At 60.5% G+C, this 18,581-nt stretch carries 14 protein-coding genes; 8 read left to right on the top strand and 6 right to left on the bottom strand.

Annotated elements, in window-relative coordinates; translation table 11 throughout:
* Positions 1-154: 154 nt before the first annotated feature.
* The gene (locus J5M57_RS06860) at positions 155-1,093 is read left to right on the top strand and encodes an aspartyl/asparaginyl beta-hydroxylase domain-containing protein (protein ID WP_064586461.1); all 939 of its coding nucleotides are present in this window, start codon (positions 155-157) and stop codon (positions 1,091-1,093) included.
* Between the two features lie 60 nt (positions 1,094-1,153).
* Here J5M57_RS06860 and J5M57_RS06855 read toward each other — a convergent pair whose 3' ends face one another.
* Entirely contained in the window at positions 1,154-1,312 is a 159-nt protein-coding gene (locus J5M57_RS06855) for a hypothetical protein (protein WP_207848267.1), read from the bottom strand.
* A gap of 35 nt (positions 1,313-1,347) precedes the next feature.
* On the bottom strand, positions 1,348-1,770 hold the full coding sequence (locus tag J5M57_RS06850) for a hypothetical protein (RefSeq protein ID WP_347709555.1): 423 nt from the start codon (positions 1,768-1,770) through the stop codon (positions 1,348-1,350).
* Between the two features lie 555 nt (positions 1,771-2,325).
* On the opposite strand from J5M57_RS06850, the gene J5M57_RS06845 reads away from it, so the two are divergent.
* Complete coding sequence (locus J5M57_RS06845) at positions 2,326-3,189, top strand: DMT family transporter (RefSeq protein WP_207848265.1); 864 nt, start codon at positions 2,326-2,328, stop codon at positions 3,187-3,189.
* Between the two features lie 129 nt (positions 3,190-3,318).
* On the opposite strand, the gene J5M57_RS06840 is transcribed toward J5M57_RS06845, so the two are convergent.
* Together J5M57_RS06840 and J5M57_RS06835 are read right to left on the bottom strand one after the other, a co-directional pair.
* Complete coding sequence (locus J5M57_RS06840) at positions 3,319-4,227, bottom strand: DMT family transporter (protein WP_207848264.1); 909 nt, start codon at positions 4,225-4,227, stop codon at positions 3,319-3,321.
* Between the two features lie 85 nt (positions 4,228-4,312).
* Entirely contained in the window at positions 4,313-5,938 is a 1,626-nt protein-coding gene (locus tag J5M57_RS06835) for a methyl-accepting chemotaxis protein (RefSeq protein ID WP_207848263.1), read from the bottom strand.
* A gap of 423 nt (positions 5,939-6,361) precedes the next feature.
* Between J5M57_RS06835 and aceK the strand changes: the two genes are divergently transcribed.
* The 5 genes from aceK (at position 6,362) to J5M57_RS06810 (ending at position 14,696) form a co-directional block, all read left to right on the top strand.
* On the top strand, positions 6,362-8,083 hold the full coding sequence (gene aceK, locus J5M57_RS06830) for a bifunctional isocitrate dehydrogenase kinase/phosphatase (protein WP_207848262.1): 1,722 nt from the start codon (positions 6,362-6,364) through the stop codon (positions 8,081-8,083).
* Positions 8,084-8,296: 213 nt separating this feature from the next.
* Positions 8,297-12,208 (top strand): ATP-dependent RNA helicase HrpA, encoded by a 3,912-nt coding sequence (hrpA, locus tag J5M57_RS06825; protein ID WP_207848261.1) that lies wholly within the window; start codon positions 8,297-8,299, stop codon positions 12,206-12,208.
* Positions 12,209-12,612: 404 nt separating this feature from the next.
* Entirely contained in the window at positions 12,613-13,734 is a 1,122-nt protein-coding gene (locus J5M57_RS06820; protein ID WP_169841036.1) for a beta-ketoacyl-ACP synthase III, read from the top strand.
* 120 nt (positions 13,735-13,854) lie between these two features.
* Complete coding sequence (locus J5M57_RS06815; protein ID WP_207848260.1) at positions 13,855-14,469, top strand: RNA polymerase sigma factor; 615 nt, start codon at positions 13,855-13,857, stop codon at positions 14,467-14,469.
* Positions 14,463-14,696 carry a zf-HC2 domain-containing protein gene (locus tag J5M57_RS06810; RefSeq protein WP_064586470.1) on the top strand — a complete coding sequence of 78 codons (234 nt, stop codon included), beginning with the start codon at positions 14,463-14,465 and terminating at the stop codon, positions 14,694-14,696. The genes J5M57_RS06815 and J5M57_RS06810 overlap by 7 nt, the downstream gene beginning before the upstream one ends.
* 179 nt (positions 14,697-14,875) lie before the next feature.
* Here the strand turns inward: J5M57_RS06810 and J5M57_RS06805 are convergent, their stop codons facing one another.
* A complete protein-coding gene (locus J5M57_RS06805; protein WP_207848259.1) occupies positions 14,876-16,207 on the bottom strand; it encodes a putative porin in 1,332 nt (443 codons plus the stop codon).
* A 279-nt stretch (positions 16,208-16,486) separates the two neighbouring features.
* Here J5M57_RS06805 and J5M57_RS06800 point away from each other — a divergent pair, with 279 nt between their 5' ends.
* On the top strand, positions 16,487-17,611 hold the full coding sequence (locus tag J5M57_RS06800; RefSeq protein ID WP_207848258.1) for a GNAT family N-acetyltransferase: 1,125 nt from the start codon (positions 16,487-16,489) through the stop codon (positions 17,609-17,611).
* Between the two features lie 111 nt (positions 17,612-17,722).
* On the opposite strand, the gene aqpZ is transcribed toward J5M57_RS06800, so the two are convergent.
* Positions 17,723-18,418, bottom strand: a complete 696-nt coding sequence (gene aqpZ, locus J5M57_RS06795) for an aquaporin Z (RefSeq protein WP_207848257.1) — start codon at positions 18,416-18,418, stop codon at positions 17,723-17,725.
* Between the last annotated feature and the right edge of the window lie 163 nt (positions 18,419-18,581).

Raw genomic sequence — 18,581 nt, 5'->3', positions numbered from 1 at the left:
GAGCCTTATGTTAATTAATGCTTTGTTGCGCAATTCTTAACACTGAATCTTGGGTTGGGCGGGTTTTGCCCGAGGCCGGTAGTGTTTATCATGGCCGGCTGCCATGCCGGGTCAAGGGCATTGCGCAGCGTTGTCTTTATTCAAGGAGTCGTTGATGACCTTTTCGTTAGCCGCCAAGGTGTTGGTGTTGCTGCTGTTCGTGGGCAGCATCCTCTATGTGCATTTGCGCGGCAAGGCGCGTTTGCCGGTCCTGCGTCAGTTCGTCAACCACTCGGCGCTGTTCGCTCCGTACAACGCGCTGATGTACCTGTTCTCCGGCGTGCCGTCCAAGCCGTATCTGGATCGCAGCAAGTTTCCGGAGCTGGATGTGTTGCGCGACAACTGGGAAACCATTCGCGACGAGGCGATGCACCTGTTCGACGAGGGCTACATCCGCGCCGCCGAAAAGAACAATGACGCCGGTTTCGGTTCGTTCTTCAAGAAGGGTTGGAAGCGTTTCTACCTCAAGTGGTACGACAAACCGCTGCCGTCGGCCGAAACCCTGTGCCCGAAAACCGTGGCGCTGGTCAGTGCCATTCCCAATGTCAAAGGCGCGATGTTCGCGCTGTTGCCGGGTGGCAGCCACCTGAACCCGCACCGCGATCCGTTTGCCGGCTCGCTGCGTTATCACCTGGGCTTGTCGACACCGAACTCCGACGATTGCCGGATCTTCGTGGACGGTCAGGTCTACGCCTGGCGCGACGGTGAAGACGTGATGTTCGACGAGACCTACGTGCATTGGGTCAAGAACGAAACCGAAAAGACCCGGGTCATCCTGTTCTGCGACGTCGAACGTCCGCTGAGCAACCGCTTCATGACCCGCATCAACCGCGCCATCAGCGCCTGGCTGGGACGTGCCACCGCCCCGCAGAACCTTGACGACGAACGCGTCGGCGGGATCAACCAGGCCTACGCCTGGAGCAAGAACTTCAGCGACAGGTTCAGCGGCGTGGTCAAACAGTGGAAACGCCGCAATCCCAAGGCCTACCGCATCATGCGCCCGATCCTGGCGGTGGTGGTGCTGACGTTGCTGGGGTATTGGTTGTTTGGTTGAGGCTGAACGTTGTAATGAAAAAAAACCGCTCCTGGTGAGCGGTTTTTTATTGTCTGTGAGTCAGCGGCGTCCAGCAAGAACGTTGGGTTCGTCTTCAATGCCTGTAATCAGTAGCTGCAGAAAGCGCTGCTGATTGACTGATAGCTCGGATGAAACAATTTTTTCTTCTGCTTTGATTGATCTTTTCTTGGCGGGGGATTTCTTGACTGATTTGCGCATGCTCCCTCCCTCATTGATCATTACTTGAACTGTTTTCACCATACTTTACTCTCCACTGCGAGGACAAGACGACCTTCCAAATCAAATTTGAAGCCGAGCTTTGTATAAACAGGAATTGCTCCTTGCATCGGCTCATGGACTTCAATGAACTTGCTGCCGATTATTTGGGCGAACTCATCGATGACCATCATCGCCAAGGTCCCGATACGATTTTTCAGCGGGTGAGCATCTCCGGGTCGCCCTTCTAATCGTACGATTCGAATACGTTGGCGGCTTTTGTTCGGATTGACGAAACACAGTCCGCATAGCTGTTCTTCGAACCAGATCGCGATATCCAGGGAAAGGGGTTCTCGTGACTTCCATGCGACAACCTCTCGCCAGCAAAAAAGTGGATTCTCCCAGAGCTCGAACGCGCTCAGTGCTACGGCGTCGATGGGTTCGAAGCGTACTTTCGACAAGTCTTGCCGCGCTGGTAGTTGTAATAGAGCTTTGGCGATGCTTGCCTGTTTCCTGGCCTGCGATCTGTACAACTGATACCGCAAATTCGTCCGTTCCCTTGGCATGTGATTTCGAGCATTCCCTGTCTCCCCATCAATGGGCCTATCCGTTGCTCATCAGCCTATGCGCCTGCCTTCGAGCTGTCCCTGCTGGCCCTTTGTCCAAATCATTGCAATCCATGTCCCGCGCTGGTTATAGTCGGCGCTCGTGAATCAGGCGATTCACCTTCCAGACCCTCAACAAAGATTAGCCCCAATGCCTGGATCCCTCATCAACGCGGTAGTCGATTCAGCGGTCAACGCTGGCGTCGTGCCGTGCGGGAATCAGCAGCCTGGGCAGATCAGTCATTACCCTCCACCTGTCAGTAGCACGCCGGTGTGCGCAGTCGTATCACCGCCGGGCGTTGGCGTTTCGGGCTGATCGGCATTCTCTGCTGACCCCTGCGCCCGCCAGAAAAACCTACTGAATTTCAGCTTCGGCTGAGTTGGCTATGTGCCTGACTACAGGTGGTATTCATGTTTGTCCTTTCGAAAAAATCCGCGCTCGCGGCGACGTCCACGAGCCTGTTCGTTCTGCTGTGGAGCAGCGGGGCGATCTTCTCCAAATGGGGCCTGGCCCACGCGTCACCCTTTGCCTTTCTGCTGATTCGCTTTGCGATCGCCCTGTGCGGGTTGTTGCTGTTGGCGCCGCTGCTCAAGTTGAGGCTGCCCAAGGGCGGTCGGCCGATGCTGTTTGCGATTGCAACGGGCGTGGTGTTGTTGGGGGCGTATCAGATTTTCTATCTGCTGGCCCTGAACACCAAAGTCACGCCGGGGGTGATGGCGACCCTCATGGGCGTGCAGCCGATCCTCACCGTGGTATTGATGGAGCGCCAGCGTTCGGCCAGCCGGATGTTCGGTCTGGCGCTGGGCCTGGCCGGGCTGATCATGGTGGTCTATCAGGGGATCGGCCTGGCCGGGATGTCCTGGACGGGCATGCTGTTCGGCCTGCTGGCGCTGGCGAGCATGACCCTGGGCTCGATCATGCAGAAACGCATCACAGACAATCCCCTCGGCACGCTGCCGGTGCAGTACCTGGCCGGGCTGTTGTTGTGCGCAATCTTTGTGCCGTTTCAGCCGTTCCACTTCGAGCGCAGCGCGGGGTTCATCGTGCCGGTGTTGTGGATGGGTCTGGTGGTGTCAGTGCTGGCGACGCTGTTGCTCTATCGCCTGATCGCCCGGGGCAATCTGGTGAATGTCACCAGTCTGTTCTACTTGGTGCCAGCGGTGACGGCAGTGATGGACTATCTGATTTTCGGCAATCGTCTGGCGGCGTTGAGTGTGCTGGGGATGCTGTTGATCATTGTTGGTCTGGCGTTTGTGTTCCGTAAAACCGGCTGACCTGTAGCGCGATAGCGGCTAAACAGCCGCCATCGCGAGCAGGCTCGCTCCCACAGGGATCCATGCTGTTCCCAGATCCCATGTGGGAGCGAGCCTGCTCGCGAATACGGACGGATTAACGCCGCAAAATCATCGGGCTGGCGCTGCAGAAGGCTTCACCACCGCAGGCTTCAACACCAGCCACAACGCCAGCGCAATCAACACCCCGCCATACAGATGCGCCATCGACAACGGCTCATCCAGCAGCAACGCCCCCCACAACACGCCGAACGCCGGGATCATGAAGGTCACGGTCATCGATTTGACCGGGCCGATGGAGCTGAGCAGGCGGAAATAAATGATGTAGGCGAACGCCGTGCAACCCAGGCCCAGGCCCAGCAGCGACAGCCAGACGCTCCACCCACCCCAGCTTGCCGGTGGTGCGGTGATCACGCTGTAGCCGAACAGCGGCAACAGAAACAGCGTGGCGCCGAGCATGCTGCCCACGGCCGAGAGACGACTGTCGAGCCCGCCGCTATGGTCCAGCCAGCGACGCGTGAGGAATCCGGCAAAACCGTAGCAAGTGGTGGCGAGCAGGCAGGCGAGGGCGCCCATCAGCAATTGCAGATCGAAAGCCACCGGCCCTGCACGCGTCAGCACGCCGACACCGAACAAGCCGAGAAACACCCCGGTCAGTTTCGCGACAGTGAGTTTTTCACTGAAAAACAAGCCGCCAATCAGCACGCCCATCAGCGGTGTGGTGGCGTTGAAAATCGCCGAGTAACCGGCCGGCAAAACTTGCGCGGCAACCGAATACAGCGTCGCCGGAATCCCCGAGTTGATGACGCCCAGCAACATCACGGTTTTCAGCTTGCCCTTGAAATCCCAGCTGATGCGCATCAGCCCGAGAATCACCAACAGACCGACGGCAGCAATCGAAACCCGAAAAAACGCGGTCGGAATGGTGCCGATCACTGGCGCAATAATGCGCATGAACAGGAAGCTCGCGCCCCAGATAGCTGCCAGCGACAGCATGCGGAAAATATCGACAGCGCTCACGGTGGCACTCCTTCCTTGATCGGGACGAGAGTGTTGCCGAGCGCTCTGTCGATGGCAACCGTCAATCGGGCATTTAATTTTTCATTCAGAGCACGAAGCGCGTGACCAGCCCGTTGAGGTCGATCGCCAGCCGCGACAGTTCCTGGCTTGCGGCGGAGGTCTGGGTAGCGCCGGCGGCGGTCTGGGTCGAGAGATCGCGGATGGTCACCAGATTCTGATCAACCTCGCGCGCGACCAGCGCCTGCTGCTCGGCCGCGCTGGCGATCACCAGGTTGCGCTGGTTGATCTGCGAGATCGACGCGGTGATTTTCTCCAGTGCCTGACCGGCACTGTTGGCCCGTCGGAGCGTGTGGCTGGCCTGCTCGGCACTGCTTTGCAAAGCGCCGACGGTGGCGCCGGTGCCTTGCTGGATGCTGCTGATCATCAGCTCGATTTCTTCGGTGGAGTTCTGCGTGCGTTGCGCCAGCGAACGCACCTCATCGGCCACCACCGCAAAACCGCGTCCGGCCTCACCGGCGCGTGCCGCTTCAATCGCAGCATTGAGCGCCAGCAGGTTGGTTTGCCCGGCAATCCCGCGAATCACTTCCAGCACCTTGCTGATGTCCTGGGCCTGAGTGGCCAGGCCTTCGGCCTGTTCCGAGGCGCCGAGTACCGCGCCGACCAGTTCCTGAATCGAGTTGATGGTTTCGCTGACCTGCACGTGCCCGTGCTTGCTGTCCTCGTTCGACGCTTCGGAGGCCTCGGCGCTGGACACCGCATTGGCCGCCACCTCATCCACCGCGGTGCTCATTTCTGTGACGGCGGTGGCGGCCTGTTCGATCTGATCGTTTTGCTGTTGCAGGCCACGGGTGCTTTGTTCCATCACCGAACTCATTTCCTCGGCGGCGGAAGCCAGTTGTTGCGCCGATTCGCTGATGCCGCGAATGGTTGAGCGCAGGTTGCCCTGCATGTCCGCCAGGGCGTCGAGCAGGTGTGCCGCTTCATCGCGACCGCTGCTGACGATCTGGCCGCTGAGATCGCCGGCGGCAATCCGCCGTGCCACCGCAAGCGCCTGATTGATCGGCGTGGTGATGCTGCGCGTCAGCAGCCAGGCGAGCAGCAGTGTGGCGATCAGCGCGACAACGATGATCGTCGCAACGATCCACAGCGCGCGCTGGTACATTTGCGCCGCAGCCTGCGCAGCGGCGTCGGCGCCTTGCTGGTTGAGGCTGATCATCTGCTCCAGCGTCTTGTCGAGCACTCGGCCCTGGGGCGCCAGCTCATTGTTCAGGCGGGTGTAGGCCTGCTCACTTTGTCCGGCGTCGATCTGGCTGATGATCTGGTCGAGGATGCCCATGTACTTGCCGGTGTCGGCATTCAAGCCTGCGAGCATCGCCCGTTCCTGATCGCTGCTGAGCAAGGCGTCATGGTCTTTGAGGCGCTTCAGCAATTCTTCGCGCTGCGCCTTGATCAACCCTTTGCTGCGCTCACGCACCGCGGGCTGGGTGCTGGTGATCAGGCGCAGCGATTCGAGGCGGATGCTGGCGATGTTCGCCGCGGCGTCATGAACGCTCTCGATGCTCGGCATCCACGATTGTTCGATGACCGCTGCGCTTTCACGCAGGGTTTTCATTTGACCCAGGCCAAACAGGCCGACGATCACCAACAGACTGGCCAGCACGGCAAAACTCAAACCGGCGCGCAAACCGATGCGCAGATTGCGGATAGACATCAATGTGCTCCTTGATCTTTGAGGGGAAGAGGTCGTCCTCGTAGGCCGGGGATCTTGTTGTGAGGAAGAGGTGATGGCGGGCTATATATCAAAGTGCCACTATTTTGGTAAGACCAATCTGCGGCGCTCGTGTAGCGGCTCAGATGTCTGGAGGGGTGGCGCGAGAGGTGCGGAACAGAGCGCTTAGCGCGATCATTGGATCCGAAAGCCAATGAATGCGCGGCTCTGCATTGCCCGGGTGGCGGGTGTCCTTGCCGACTGCCCGGGGCTTTTCTGACCGAACGGTCGACTCAAAAAACTTTGATAAAAACTGTGTCGCTGTACAAGCCTGCCGCGCATTTGGCAGAAATTGCACTTCTCCTGCATGGGCATCCGTGGCTAAGCTCAGGCACAGATTTCCACTTGCACGCCGAGGTCTCATCTATGCCGCAGCCATGGCCAGCCACCGACATCGCCCGCATGATCCTCGATGGCTTTGACGATTACCGCGAGCATTTCCGGCGGATCACCGACGGTGCGCGCGAGCGCTTCGAGCAAGCGCGCTGGCAGGAGACACAAACCGCCTCGGCGGCGCGGATCAACCTCTATGAAGAAAAGGTCGGCGAAACCATCGCCCGCCTGCGCGAGCATTTCGACGACGAGACACTGATGAATGTCGGCAGTTGGCCGCTGGTGAAAAGCGCCTACATCAGCCTTATCGACCTGCGCTTCGACGATGAACTGTCCGAGACCTGGTACAACTCGATCTTCTGCGGGCTGTTCAGCCATGACCTGATCAGCGACGGCTGCATGTTCATCCACACCACCCGGCCCAGCCTGCGCCGCGCCCGGGCTGCGCAAACCCGCATCTACAAGCCGCAAGGGCAGTTGTCGTCGATGCTCGCCAGCATCTTTGCCGACTACCGCTTCAGTGAGGACTACGCCGATTTGCCCGGCGACCTGCAGCGCCTCGAGTCGCAATTGCGCGAGAACCTGCCGGACTGGGTGTGCAAGGACCCGGAGCTGAGCGTCGAGCTGTTCTCCTCGGTGTTGTACCGCAACAAAGGCGCGTACCTGGTCGGGCGCATCTATACCCGCGACGAACAGTGGCCACTGGTGATTCCGCTGTTGCACCGCGAGGGCCGCGGGATTCAGATCGACGCGCTGATCACCGACGAAGCCGATGTGTCGATCATCTTCTCCTTCACCCGTTCCTACTTCATGGTCGATGTACCGGTGCCGGCGGAATTCATCGGCTTCCTGCGGCGCATCCTGCCGGGCAAGCACATCGCCGAGCTGTACACCTCGATCGGTTTCTACAAGCACGGCAAATCCGAGTTTTACCGCGCGCTGATCAATCACCTGGCCAACACCGACGATCAGTTCATCATGGCCCCCGGCGTGCGCGGCATGGTCATGAGTGTGTTTACCCTGCCGGGCTTCAACACGGTATTCAAGATCATCAAGGACCGTTTCTCGCCGTCGAAAAACGTCGACCGGGCAACGGTGATCGAGAAGTATCGGCTGGTGAAAAGCGTCGACCGGGTGGGGCGCATGGCCGATACCCAGGAGTTCGCCGATTTTCGTTTTCCGCTGAGCAAGTTCGATCCGGCGTGCCTTGAAGAACTGCTGGAAGTGGCGCCGTCCACGGTCTCGGTCGAAGGCGACACGGTGCTGATCCGCCACTGCTGGACCGAGCGCCGGATGACGCCGCTCAACCTCTATCTGGAAAACGCCAACGACGCTCAGGTGCGCGAGGCGCTGGAGGATTACGGTCTGGCGATCAAGCAGCTGGCGGCGGCCAATATCTTCCCCGGCGACATGCTGTTGAAGAACTTCGGTGTAACCCGTCACGGTCGGGTGGTGTTCTATGACTACGATGAAATCTGTTTCCTGACCGAAGCCAACTTCCGCCACATCCCCGCACCGCGCACCCCCGAGGACGAAATGGCCTCGGAGCCGTGGTATTCGATCGGGCCGCTGGATGTGTTTCCGGAGGAGTTTCCGCCGTTCCTGTTCGCCGATGCCGGGCAGCGCAAGCTGTTCGACCAATTGCATGGCGAGTTGTATAACGCGGATTACTGGAAGGGTTTGCAGGAGGCGATCCGGGCGGGGAAGGTCATCGATGTCTTTCCTTATCGGCGTAAAGGCCTCGACAACGAATAATCCCGGAACATGACGAATTTGTGGCGAGGGAGCTTGCTCCCGCCGGGCTGCGAAGCGGCCCTGAAACCGTCCACCGCGTCCTGTCAGTGGCATCCCGAGAACCGAATTACGATTGCTGCGCAACCGAGCGGGAGCAAGCTCCCTCGCCACAGTAGGAGGCAAATCTGCGACAATCGCCCCCCTGCATAAACAGACGACCGAATTGCGTACCCGATGACCGACGAATCGCCCTCCATCGACAAACTGCTGAAAAACCTCGATCACGCCATGCTCGCCGACCGTCACCGGCTGCGGCGGCAGTTGCTCGAGCTGCGCAAGAAACCCGACGAGGCCAAGCTGGCCCAGTGGGTGGCGCGCATGCAGGCGTCTTGTGATCAGGTGCTGGCGCGCCGTGCCAGCCTGCCGGTGATTCGTTACGACGACAGCCTGCCGATTGCCGCCAAGCGCGATGAAATCAAGGCTGCGCTGCAGAAGCATCAAGTCCTGATCATCGCTGGCGAAACCGGCTCGGGCAAAACCACCCAGTTGCCGAAAATCTGCCTGGAAATCGGTCGCGGTCAGCACGGTTTGATCGGTCACACCCAGCCGCGCCGAATTGCGGCGCGCAGCGTTGCCAGCCGGGTTGCCGAAGAACTCGGCACGCCGCTCGGCTCGCTGGTCGGCTATCAGGTGCGATTCGAGGATCAGAGCGATTCCAACACCCTGATCAAGCTGATGACCGACGGCATCCTGCTGGCGGAAACCCAGAACGACCGCTACCTCGAGCGCTACGACACGATCATCGTCGACGAAGCCCACGAACGCAGCCTGAACATCGATTTTCTGCTCGGTTACCTGAAGACCCTGCTGCCACGCCGCCCGGACCTGAAGGTCATCATCACCTCGGCGACCATCGATCTGGAGCGCTTCTCCAAACATTTTGACGATGCACCGATTGTCGAGGTCTCCGGCCGGACCTTCCCGGTAGAGACCTGGTATCGCCCGCTGACCCTGGAGCAGGACGAGGAGGGCAACCGCGTCGAGGACGACCTGACCGTGGATCAAGCGATCCTCGCCACCCTCGACGAAATCGCCGCTTACGAGCGCAGCGAACGTCGCAGTCCCGGCGATGTGCTGGTGTTCCTGCCCGGTGAGCGCGAGATTCGCGACGCCGCCGACATGCTGCGCAAGGCCCAACTCAAACACACGGAAATCCTGCCGCTGTACGCGCGCCTGTCGCCAGCCGAACAGCAGCGGATTTTCCAGTCGCACCCGGGCCGGCGTGTGGTGCTGGCGACCAACGTTGCCGAGACCTCGTTGACCGTGCCGGGCATCCGTTACGTGATCGACAGCGGCACCGCGCGCATCAGTCGCTACAGCTACCGCGCCAAGGTCCAGCGTCTGCCGATCGAGGCGATTTCCCAGGCCAGCGCCAATCAGCGTAAAGGTCGTTGCGGCCGGGTCGAGCCGGGCATTTGCGTGCGCTTGTACAGCGAGGAAGATTTCCTCGGTCGTCCGGAATTCACCGATCCGGAGATTCTGCGCACCAACCTCGCCGCCGTTATCTTGCAGATGCTGCACCTGCGCCTCGGCGAAATCACCGCGTTCCCGTTCATCGAGCCGCCGGATGGCAAGGCGATCAGCGACGGTTTCAACCTGCTGCAAGAACTCTCGGCGGTGGACCGCAACAGTCAGCTGACCCCGCTCGGTCGCCAGCTGGCGCGCCTGCCGGTGGACCCGCGCATGGGCCGCATGCTGCTCGAAGCGGCCAGGCTCGGCAGCCTGCAGGAAGTGCTGATCGTCGCCAGTGCGATGTCGATTCAGGACCCGCGCGAGCGTCCGCCGGAGCGTCAGCAAGCGGCGGATCAGGCCCACGCGCAGTGGAAAGACACCGATTCGGACTTCGCCGGGCTGGTCAATCTGTGGCGTGGCTTTGAAGAGCAGCGCCAGGCGCTGACCGCCAGCCCGCTGCGTAATTGGTGCCGGAAGAATTTCCTCAACTACCTGCGCCTGCGCGAGTGGCGCGATTCCCACCGTCAGTTGAGCCTGATCTGCCGCGACATGCAGTTGAGCCTCAATAAAGAGCCGGCGGATTACCCGAAACTGCACAAAGCGGTGCTGGTCGGCCTGCTCAGCCAGATTGGCCAGAAAACCGAGGACGGCGATTACCTCGGCGCACGTCAGCGGCGTTTCTGGATTCACCCGTCGTCGGGCATCGGCAAGAAGCGTCCGCAATGGCTGATGACCGCCGAACTTGTGGAAACCACCAAGCTCTACGCGCGCATGGTCGCCAAGATCGACGCCGACTGGATCGAACCGCTGGCCGGCCACCTGATCAAGAAAAACCACTTCGAACCGCACTGGGAAAAGAAGCGCGGCCAGGTCGTGGCCTACGAACAGATCACCCTGTTCGGGCTGATCGTGGTCGGCCGTCGCCCGGTGCATTACGGCCCGGTGGACCCGGTGGTTTCGCGTGAGCTGTTTATCCGCGAGGGCCTGGTGCGCGGCGAGATTCAGTCGAAAGCCAAGTGCCTGACCGCCAACAAACAATTGCTCGAACAGCTCGACGAACTGGAAGCCAAGGCCCGGCGCCGCGACATCCTCGCCGACGAAGAAACCCTCTACGCGTTCTACGACGCACGCTTGCCGGCGGAGATTCACCAGACCGCGACCTTCGACAGTTGGTATCGGGTCAACAGCCAGAAGGACCCGCAGCTGCTGATCATGCGCGAAGAAGACGTACTGGCCCGCGAGGCCAGTGAAGTCACTGCGCGTGACTACCCGGACACGCTGCACATTGGCGATCTGGAGCTGGCGCTCAGCTACCACTTCGAACCCAATCACCCACGCGACGGCGTGACCCTGCGGGTGCCGGCACCGCTGCTGCCGATGCTGCCGCCGGAGCGCCTGGAATGGCTGGTGCCGGGGCTGATCGAGGCCAAGTGCATTGCCCTGGTACGCAACCTGCCAAAAGCCTTGCGCAAGAACTTTGTGCCAGTGCCGGACTTCATTAAAGCGGCGCTGCAGCGCATGACCTTCGCCGAGGGCTCGCTGCCCCAGGCGCTCGGTCGCGAGTTGCTGCGCATGACCGGCGCGCGGGTCAGCGATGAGGCGTGGGCGGAAGCCGCGCAGCAGGTCGAAGGGCATCTGCGGATGAACCTCGAAATCGTCGACGGCCAGGGCAAGTTCCTTGGCGAGGGCCGCGATCTGGCCGAGCTCACCGCACGTTTTGCCGAAGCCAGTCAGGCGGCGTTGGCAGTGCCGCAAAGTGCGAAAAGTCAGCAACCGGTGGAGGCCAAGGTCTTCGCCCCGGTGGCGGAAAAGACGCAGCAGAAGATCGCCGGGCTGTCGATGACGGTGTATCCGGCGCTGGTGGAAGAGGGCGGCACGGTCAAGGAAGGACGGTTCTCGACCCCGGCCGAAGCCGAGTTCCAGCATCGCCGCGCCTTGCAGCGTCTGCTGTTGCAACAACTGGCGGAACCGGCGAAGTTCTTGCGCGGCAAGCTGCCGGGCATCACCGAGCTGGGCCTGCTCTATCGCGAGCTGGGTCGGGTCGATGCGCTGGTCGAAGACATTCTGCTGGCCAGCCTCGACAGCTGCATCCTGGAAGGCGAAGACCCGCTGCCGCGTGACGGTGCCGGGCTCGCCGCATTGGCCGAGCGCAAACGCGGCAGCTGGACCGAACACGCCGAGCGCGTGGCGCGCCTGACGCTGGAGATCCTCAAGCTGTGGCACGGTCTGCAAAAGCGCTTCAAGGGCAAGATCGATCTGGCTCAGGCCGTGGCGCTTAACGACATCAAGCAACAGCTCAGTCATCTGGTGTATCCGGGTTTTGTCCGGGAAACGCCGATGCAATGGCTCAAGGAGTTGCCGCGTTACCTGAAAGCGGTCGAGCAGCGCTTCGAAAAACTCGGTGCGCAGGTGCAGAAGGATCGGGTCTGGAGCGGTGAACTCGCCGGCCTCTGGGCGCAATACCAGACCCGCGCCGCCAAACATGCACAGGAAGGCAAACGCGATCCGCAGCTGGAGCTGTACCGCTGGTGGCTGGAGGAATACCGGGTGTCGCTGTTCGCCCAGCAACTGGGGACGAAAGCGCCGATCTCCGACAAGCGGCTGAGCAAGCAGTGGAGTCAGGTCGAAGCCTGATCCACAGGCCTGCACAATGCCCCCTGTGGGAGCGTAATGCTGTTCACTTAAGCCCGACACTGTGACTGTGGCGAGGGAGCTTGCTCCCGCTGGGCTGCGTAGCAGTCCCTCTTTTGGGGCCGCTTCGCGACCCAGCGGGACGGTGCGGCGATCCGACAATCTCCCTCGCCACAGAGATAATGACCCACGGCCCGACAGGCGTTGATCTTGAGAAAGGCGCCAAAACCTCGGGTTTATGGCAAACTTCGCGACCATAAATGCCGTTTTCGTGACCCAGAGCCTTCGGCAAGGTCACGGACGGCCATAAAAGATGCCAGGTCAGCGTCCCCGGACGGGAATAGACCCTTTGTGTGTTGGTACGTCGGTGCCAGCGCTTTCTGCCTGAACAGATTAGAGAAACGACCATGCATAACGTCGTCATCAGCGGCACCGGCCTCTACACCCCGGCCAACAGCATCTCCAACGAAGAGCTGGTGCAGTCTTTCAATACCTATGTCGAGCAGTTCAACGCCGACAACGCCGAAGCCATCGCCAGCGGCGAAATCCAGGCCCTGACCGAATCCAGCGCCGCGTTCATCGAAAAAGCCTCGGGCATCAAGAGCCGCTTTGTCATGGACAAGGACGGCATCCTCGACCCGCAGCGCATGGCCCCGCGCCTGCCGGAGCGTTCCAACGACGAATGGTCGGTACTCTGCCAGATGGCCATCGGCGCGGCCGAACAGGCCCTGCAACGTGCCGGCAAAACCGCCGCCGACATCGATGGCGTGATCGTCGCCTGCTCCAACCTGCAGCGCGCCTACCCGGCGATCGCCATTGAAGTCCAGGAAGCGCTGGGCATTCAGGGCTTCGGTTTCGACATGAACGTCGCCTGCTCCTCGGCGACCTTCGGTATCCAGGCTGCGGCCAACAGCGTGCAACTGGGCCAGGCCCGGGCGATCCTGATGGTCAACCCGGAAGTCTGCACCGGCCACCTGAACTTCCGCGACCGCGACAGCCACTTCATCTTCGGTGACGCCGCGACGGCGGTGATCATCGAGCGCGCCGACCTGGCGACCTCCAAACACCAGTTCGACGTGGTCAGCACCAAACTGCTGACCAAGTTCTCCAACAACATCCGCAACAACTTCGGCTTCCTCAACCGCGCGGCGGAAGAGGGCATCGGCGCCCGTGACAAATTGTTCGTGCAGGAAGGCCGCAAGGTGTTCAAGGACGTCTGCCCGATGGTTGCCGAACTGATCGGTGAGCACCTGGAAGAAAACAAACTCAACGTTGGCGACGTCAAGCGCTTCTGGCTGCACCAGGCCAACCTGAGCATGAACCATCTGATCGTGCGCAAGCTGCTGGGCCGCGAGGCCACCGAAGAAGAGGCGCCGGTGATTCTCGACACCTACGCCAATACCAGCTCTGCAGGTTCGGTGATTGCTTTCCACAAGTATCAAGACGACCTGGCCGCCGGTTCGTTGGCCGTGCTGAGCTCGTTCGGCGCCGGTTACTCGATCGGCAGCGTGATTCTGCGCAAGCGCTGAGTTCGCCGTAAAAGATCGCAGGCTGCGCCAGCTCCTACACTGACGGTATTGAATCTGTCCTTGTAGGGGCTGGTGCCGCCTGCGATCTTTTGCTTTCGACCATCTGAAAACGAGGCGTCAATGGCCGCAACGGACGACACCCAACTGCTCGAACGCCTGTTGGCGGGTGAACAAAAAGCCTTCAAGGAGCTGGTCAGCACCTACCAGAGCGCCATGCGCGCCGTGGCGTACGCCATTGTTGGCCAGCGCCATGTCGAAGAAGTGGTGCAGGATGCCTGGCTGTCGGTGGTGCGTCATATCGGCGGCTTCGAGGGGCGTTCCAGCCTCAAGACCTGGCTGCTGACCATCACCGCCAACTCGGCCAAGAGCCGCTACAAGCAGAACCGCCGCGAAGTGTTGATGGATGACCTGCCATCGCCCCACGGCACCATCGACGATGATCGTTTTTCGCCCGGTGACGGCCACTGGCTGGTGGCGCCGTTCGCCTGGCATCAGGACACGCCGGAAGCCTTGCTGACCGAAGGTGAATTGCGCGACTGTCTGGAGCACACCCTGCTCGGCCTGTCGGAACTGCAAAGCAGCGTTCTGTTGCTGCGCGAGCGCCAGGGGCTGGAGCTGGAGGAGATCTGTAATCTTCTGGAGATCTCGCTCTCCAATGTCCGTGTGCTGCTGCATCGTGCGCGGCTGAAAGTCTTCGCCACGGTGGAGCATTTTGAGGAGACCGGCGAATGCTGACCTGTAAGGAACAAGTGGCGCGTTCCAGTGATTATCTCGATGGCCAGTTGAGCTTTCGCGAGAAACTCATGGTGCGCCATCACTTGATGTTCTGCCCCAATTGCCGGCGCTTCATCCGTCAGATGCGGCTGATGCAGGCCACGCTGAAGGCGATGCCGGAGAAACCGCAAGAGGGTGTGGATGCGCTGGCTGAGCGTCTGGCCGAGCAGCGCCGCAAGGAAAAATAGACCCCCTGTAGGAGCTGCCGAAGGCTGCGATCTTTTGATCCTCAAAAACAAGATCAAAAGATCGCAGCCTCCGGCAGCTCCTACAGTTTTTTGCATCCTGCAGAAATAGCCCGGCGCCGGCGAAACGAACGGATGATGGGGATCGTTTCGCCTGCGCCAGGCTATCGAGTGACGCTTTTTTAGAACTTCGCTTCGGCATCCAGTTGCAGGGTGTTGATGTCGGAGTCGGTCTTCTTCAGGCTGGCGTTGGTGTAGTCCGAGTTCGCCATGAAGTAGGTGGCACCCAGCGTGAAGTTCTTGTCCAGCTCGTAGCTGACTTTCAACTTGCTGCCGCGCGAGCCGGTGTAGCCGTTGGCGAAGTCGGAGTCAGTGAAGGCACCGACCACCGCATTACGCTGCACGTCGCGGTAGTTGTAGTCGATCCCGAAGCCATAGACCTTGGTCTTGACCCCGGCCAGCCAGCCAGTGTCCTGGTCGTTGCTGGCGTCTTTGTTGTTGACGTACTGACCGTAGACCGACAGCGGCACTGGCAGGTTGGCGATGTCCAGTTGACCAAAGCCTTCGTACAGTTTGAAGGTTTCGTTCGGGCTGTTGCCGTTGACGGCCAGGGCGCATGGCGCCGTCACGGTGCCGGTGGTCGGGCAGGCGCTGTCCTTGTCGTTGTCGTAGGAGTAGAGACTGCCGCCCAGGGTCAGTTTCAGGCTGTCGGTCAGTGCGAAGCGACCGCCCAACTGGCCGGCGTACAGACGCAGGTCGTGCTTGAACTGCACGCCTTCGCCGTCGACGTTGTCCTTGAGGGTGTAGTGACCGGCGCTACCGAACAGCTCGGTACTGCCGCTCAATGGATACTTGTAGGTGACGGCCAGACCTTCCGGGTTGATATCGCTGTCCCAGATGATGTCGCCCATGCTGACCCACGGCTGGTTCATTTTACCGGCGATCAGGTGCAGGTTCTTGATCGCGTCAGGGTGATAGTCGACGTAACCCTGGTCGAGCCAGATCTGCTTCTTGTCGAAGTAGTTGTTCAGGTCCTGGTTGGTGGAGCGGGTGTCGTCGCTGCTGCCGGTGGCGATACGGATACCGGTGTCCACCTGCGGGTTGATTTCGGTGTAGGCACCCAGACGGGCACGAATGCGCTGACGGTCCTGGTCCTTGCTGTTCGGCACGCCATCGTTCTTGACGGTCTCCTGACGGAAACGCACATCACCCTTGAACTGGGTTTTGGCAGCCCAGGCAAGTTTCTGGTCGAAGGAGCTCAGCTCATTGGTTTTCTTCGCGGTCGCCGCGATTTGCTCGTTGGTCTCTTGCTGCGCCTGCTGCGCGATTTGCTGAGCCTTCTGATCCTTGGCCAGTTCAGTTTGCAGTTCTACGTACTGCGCCTGGGAAATGGAACCGTTAGCCTTGAGCATGTCGAGCAGTTTGGCGTCGACTGCAGCACTGGCCGGAACGCTCATGGCCAGCAACAGGCCACCGCACAGGGCCGCCGCAGTTTTTGTGGAAGCAAGACGCATAGCAATCTCCGAAGATGAGAGGGGATGGCTGAGCCATCCTGGGCACACCGACGCGGACGTCGGAAAACAGTGTCCGGGTAGAACCCGGCGCTCTAAAAACAGGAGCGAGTATCGCGATGGTTTATGACAGAGCAGTGGCTAAGTGATGTCATGTCGATGACGATACACAGCGGGCGTGAACCATTGAGCCAGAGCGCTGTCGCCCGAATGAGCGTGTGCAATGAGTGCCGATCAGCGATACTCGCGCAGCTTTGACGCCAAGATGTGGAGAGCCAGCTGATGCCGTTGCAACGTCTGCAAAACCTGTCGGAAATCGCCCCCGCGACCTGGGATGCGCTGGTGCCCGAGAACCAGCCGTTTCTGCGCCATGCGTTCCTCAGCGCACTGGAAGACAGCGGCAGTGTCGGCCCGCATACCGGTTGGCAACCCGAGCATCTGCTGCACGTTGAAGACGGCCGATTGATCGCCGCACTGCCCAGTTACCGCAAGTGGCATTCCTATGGCGAGTACGTGTTCGATCACGGTTGGGCCGACGCCTGCGCCCGCGCCGGCATCGATTACTACCCCAAGTTGCTGACGGCGGTACCGTTCAGTCCGGTCAGTGGCCCGCGCCTGCTGGCGGCGAATGTCGAGGACGGTTTCGAACTGCTCAAGAGCCTGCCGGGTTATCTGGAGATAGAGGGGCTTTCCAGCGCGCACATCAATTTCACTGACCCGTTCACCGACGCCGCGATGGCCGAGCAGCCGGGTTGGCTGCAGCGCATTGGCTGTCAGTATCACTGGCAGAATCGCGGGTATCGCGACTTTCAGGATTTTCTCGACGTGCTCAGTTCACGCAAGCGCAAACAGATGCGCAAGGAACGCGAGCAAGTGGCGGGGCAGGGCTTTGCGTTTGAATGGCTGGAGGGGCGCGAGCTGGACGAGGCGCAGTGGGATTTTGTCTACGCCTGTTACGCCAATACCTATGCGGTGCGTCGGCAGGCGCCGTACCTGACGCGGGAGTTCTTCAGCCTGCTGGCCGCGCGGATGCCGGAGTCGATTCGGGTCGTCTTCGCCAAGCAGGCTTCACGTCCGGTGGCGATGGCCTTCAGTCTGGTCGGTGGCGACAGTTTCTACGGACGCTATTGGGGCTGTCTGGGGGAGTTTGATCGACTGCACTTCGAGACCTGTTTTTATCAGGGCATGGATTACGCGATTGCGCAGGGTTATCAACGCTTCGATGCCGGCGCTCAGGGCGAGCACAAGCTGATTCGTGGCTTCGAGCCGGTGATCACCCATTCATGGCATTACTTGCGCCATCCGGGGTTGAAAGCGGCGGTGAAAGATTTCCTGAAACAGGAACGCGCCGGCATCCTCGCCTATGCCGAAGAAGCAAAAACGGCCTTGCCCTACCGCCAAACCTGAATCCCCTGTAGGAGCTGCCGAAGGCTGCGATGTTTTGATCTGGTTTTTTGAACATCAAGATCAAAAGATCGCAGCCTTCAGCAGCTCCTACAAAGGGAGCTCAGGCATCCCTCAGGTTTCTTCTTTGCCCAACCAGCGATAGATCCCGCCACCGACCACCGCGCCAATCAACGGCGCGACCCAGAACATCCACAGCTGCGCGATCGCCCAGCCGCCGACCATCAGCGCCGGCCCGGTACTGCGCGCCGGGTTGACCGAGGTGTTGGTGACGGGAATCGAGATCAGGTGAATCAGCGTCAGGCCCAGACCGATGGCGATCGGTGCCAAGCCCGCCGGGGCGCGTTTGTCGGTGGCGCCGAGGATGATGATCACGAACATCCCGGTCATCACCAGTTCGGTGACAAACCCCGCCGCCATCGAATACTTGCCCGGCGAATGTTCGCCATACCCGTTGGAGGCCAGGCCGGCGGCGATATCGAAACCCTCCTTGCCACTGGCAATGTGTGCAATCAGCGCTGCTGCGAGAATCGCGCCGAGCACCTGCGCGATGATATAGGCGGGCAATTCTTTGGCCGGAAACCGGCCGCCGACGAACAGACCGACCGAGACGGCCGGGTTGAGATGACATCCGCTGATGTGACCGATGGCGAACGCCATGGTCAGCACCGTCAGACCAAACGCCAGGGCCACTCCCAGCACCCCGATGCCCAACGGTGAAGACGCGGCGATCACCGCGCTGCCGCAACCACCCAATACCAACCAGAACGTACCCAAAAACTCAGTGACTGAACGTTTGAACAGAGACATGAGAGGCGTCCTTGATAGCCCTGCTATCGAGACTGCATCGCGTTGTGCGTCCCTGCAGATTTACGACAGGTTCCGTGCTGGAACCTTGGCTGAGTACAGCACGCTTTGGATGAATTTCCAGCAGGCATGAAAAAACCGCCAGAGCCCGTGTTTGGCGGGCTCT

Origin of the sequence: Pseudomonas sp. 86_A (assembly GCF_017491705.1) — a bacterium.
Taxonomy (GTDB): domain Bacteria; phylum Pseudomonadota; class Gammaproteobacteria; order Pseudomonadales; family Pseudomonadaceae; genus Aquipseudomonas; species Aquipseudomonas koreensis.
The sequence above is the reverse complement of the archived record's forward strand: the minus strand, read 5'-3'. Positions and strand labels throughout refer to the sequence as shown.

Bases quoted from the DNA above. Each gene is read 5' to 3' on its own strand.
- J5M57_RS06860 (WP_064586461.1), top strand. From the start codon at position 155: ATGACCTTTTCGTTAGCCGCCAAGGTGTTGGTGTTGCTGCTGTTCGTG.
- J5M57_RS06855 (WP_207848267.1), bottom strand. From the start codon at position 1,312: ATGCGCAAATCAGTCAAGAAATCCCCCGCCAAGAAAAGATCAATCAAA.
- J5M57_RS06845 (WP_207848265.1), top strand. From the start codon at position 2,326: ATGTTTGTCCTTTCGAAAAAATCCGCGCTCGCGGCGACGTCCACGAGC.
- J5M57_RS06835 (WP_207848263.1), bottom strand. From the start codon at position 5,938: ATGTCTATCCGCAATCTGCGCATCGGTTTGCGCGCCGGTTTGAGTTTT.
- aceK (WP_207848262.1), top strand. From the start codon at position 6,362: ATGCCGCAGCCATGGCCAGCCACCGACATCGCCCGCATGATCCTCGAT.
- hrpA (WP_207848261.1), top strand. From the start codon at position 8,297: ATGACCGACGAATCGCCCTCCATCGACAAACTGCTGAAAAACCTCGAT.
- J5M57_RS06820 (WP_169841036.1), top strand. From the start codon at position 12,613: ATGCATAACGTCGTCATCAGCGGCACCGGCCTCTACACCCCGGCCAAC.
- J5M57_RS06815 (WP_207848260.1), top strand. From the start codon at position 13,855: ATGGCCGCAACGGACGACACCCAACTGCTCGAACGCCTGTTGGCGGGT.
- J5M57_RS06810 (WP_064586470.1), top strand. From the start codon at position 14,463: ATGCTGACCTGTAAGGAACAAGTGGCGCGTTCCAGTGATTATCTCGAT.
- J5M57_RS06805 (WP_207848259.1), bottom strand. From the start codon at position 16,207: ATGCGTCTTGCTTCCACAAAAACTGCGGCGGCCCTGTGCGGTGGCCTG.
- J5M57_RS06800 (WP_207848258.1), top strand. From the start codon at position 16,487: ATGCCGTTGCAACGTCTGCAAAACCTGTCGGAAATCGCCCCCGCGACC.
- aqpZ (WP_207848257.1), bottom strand. From the start codon at position 18,418: ATGTCTCTGTTCAAACGTTCAGTCACTGAGTTTTTGGGTACGTTCTGG.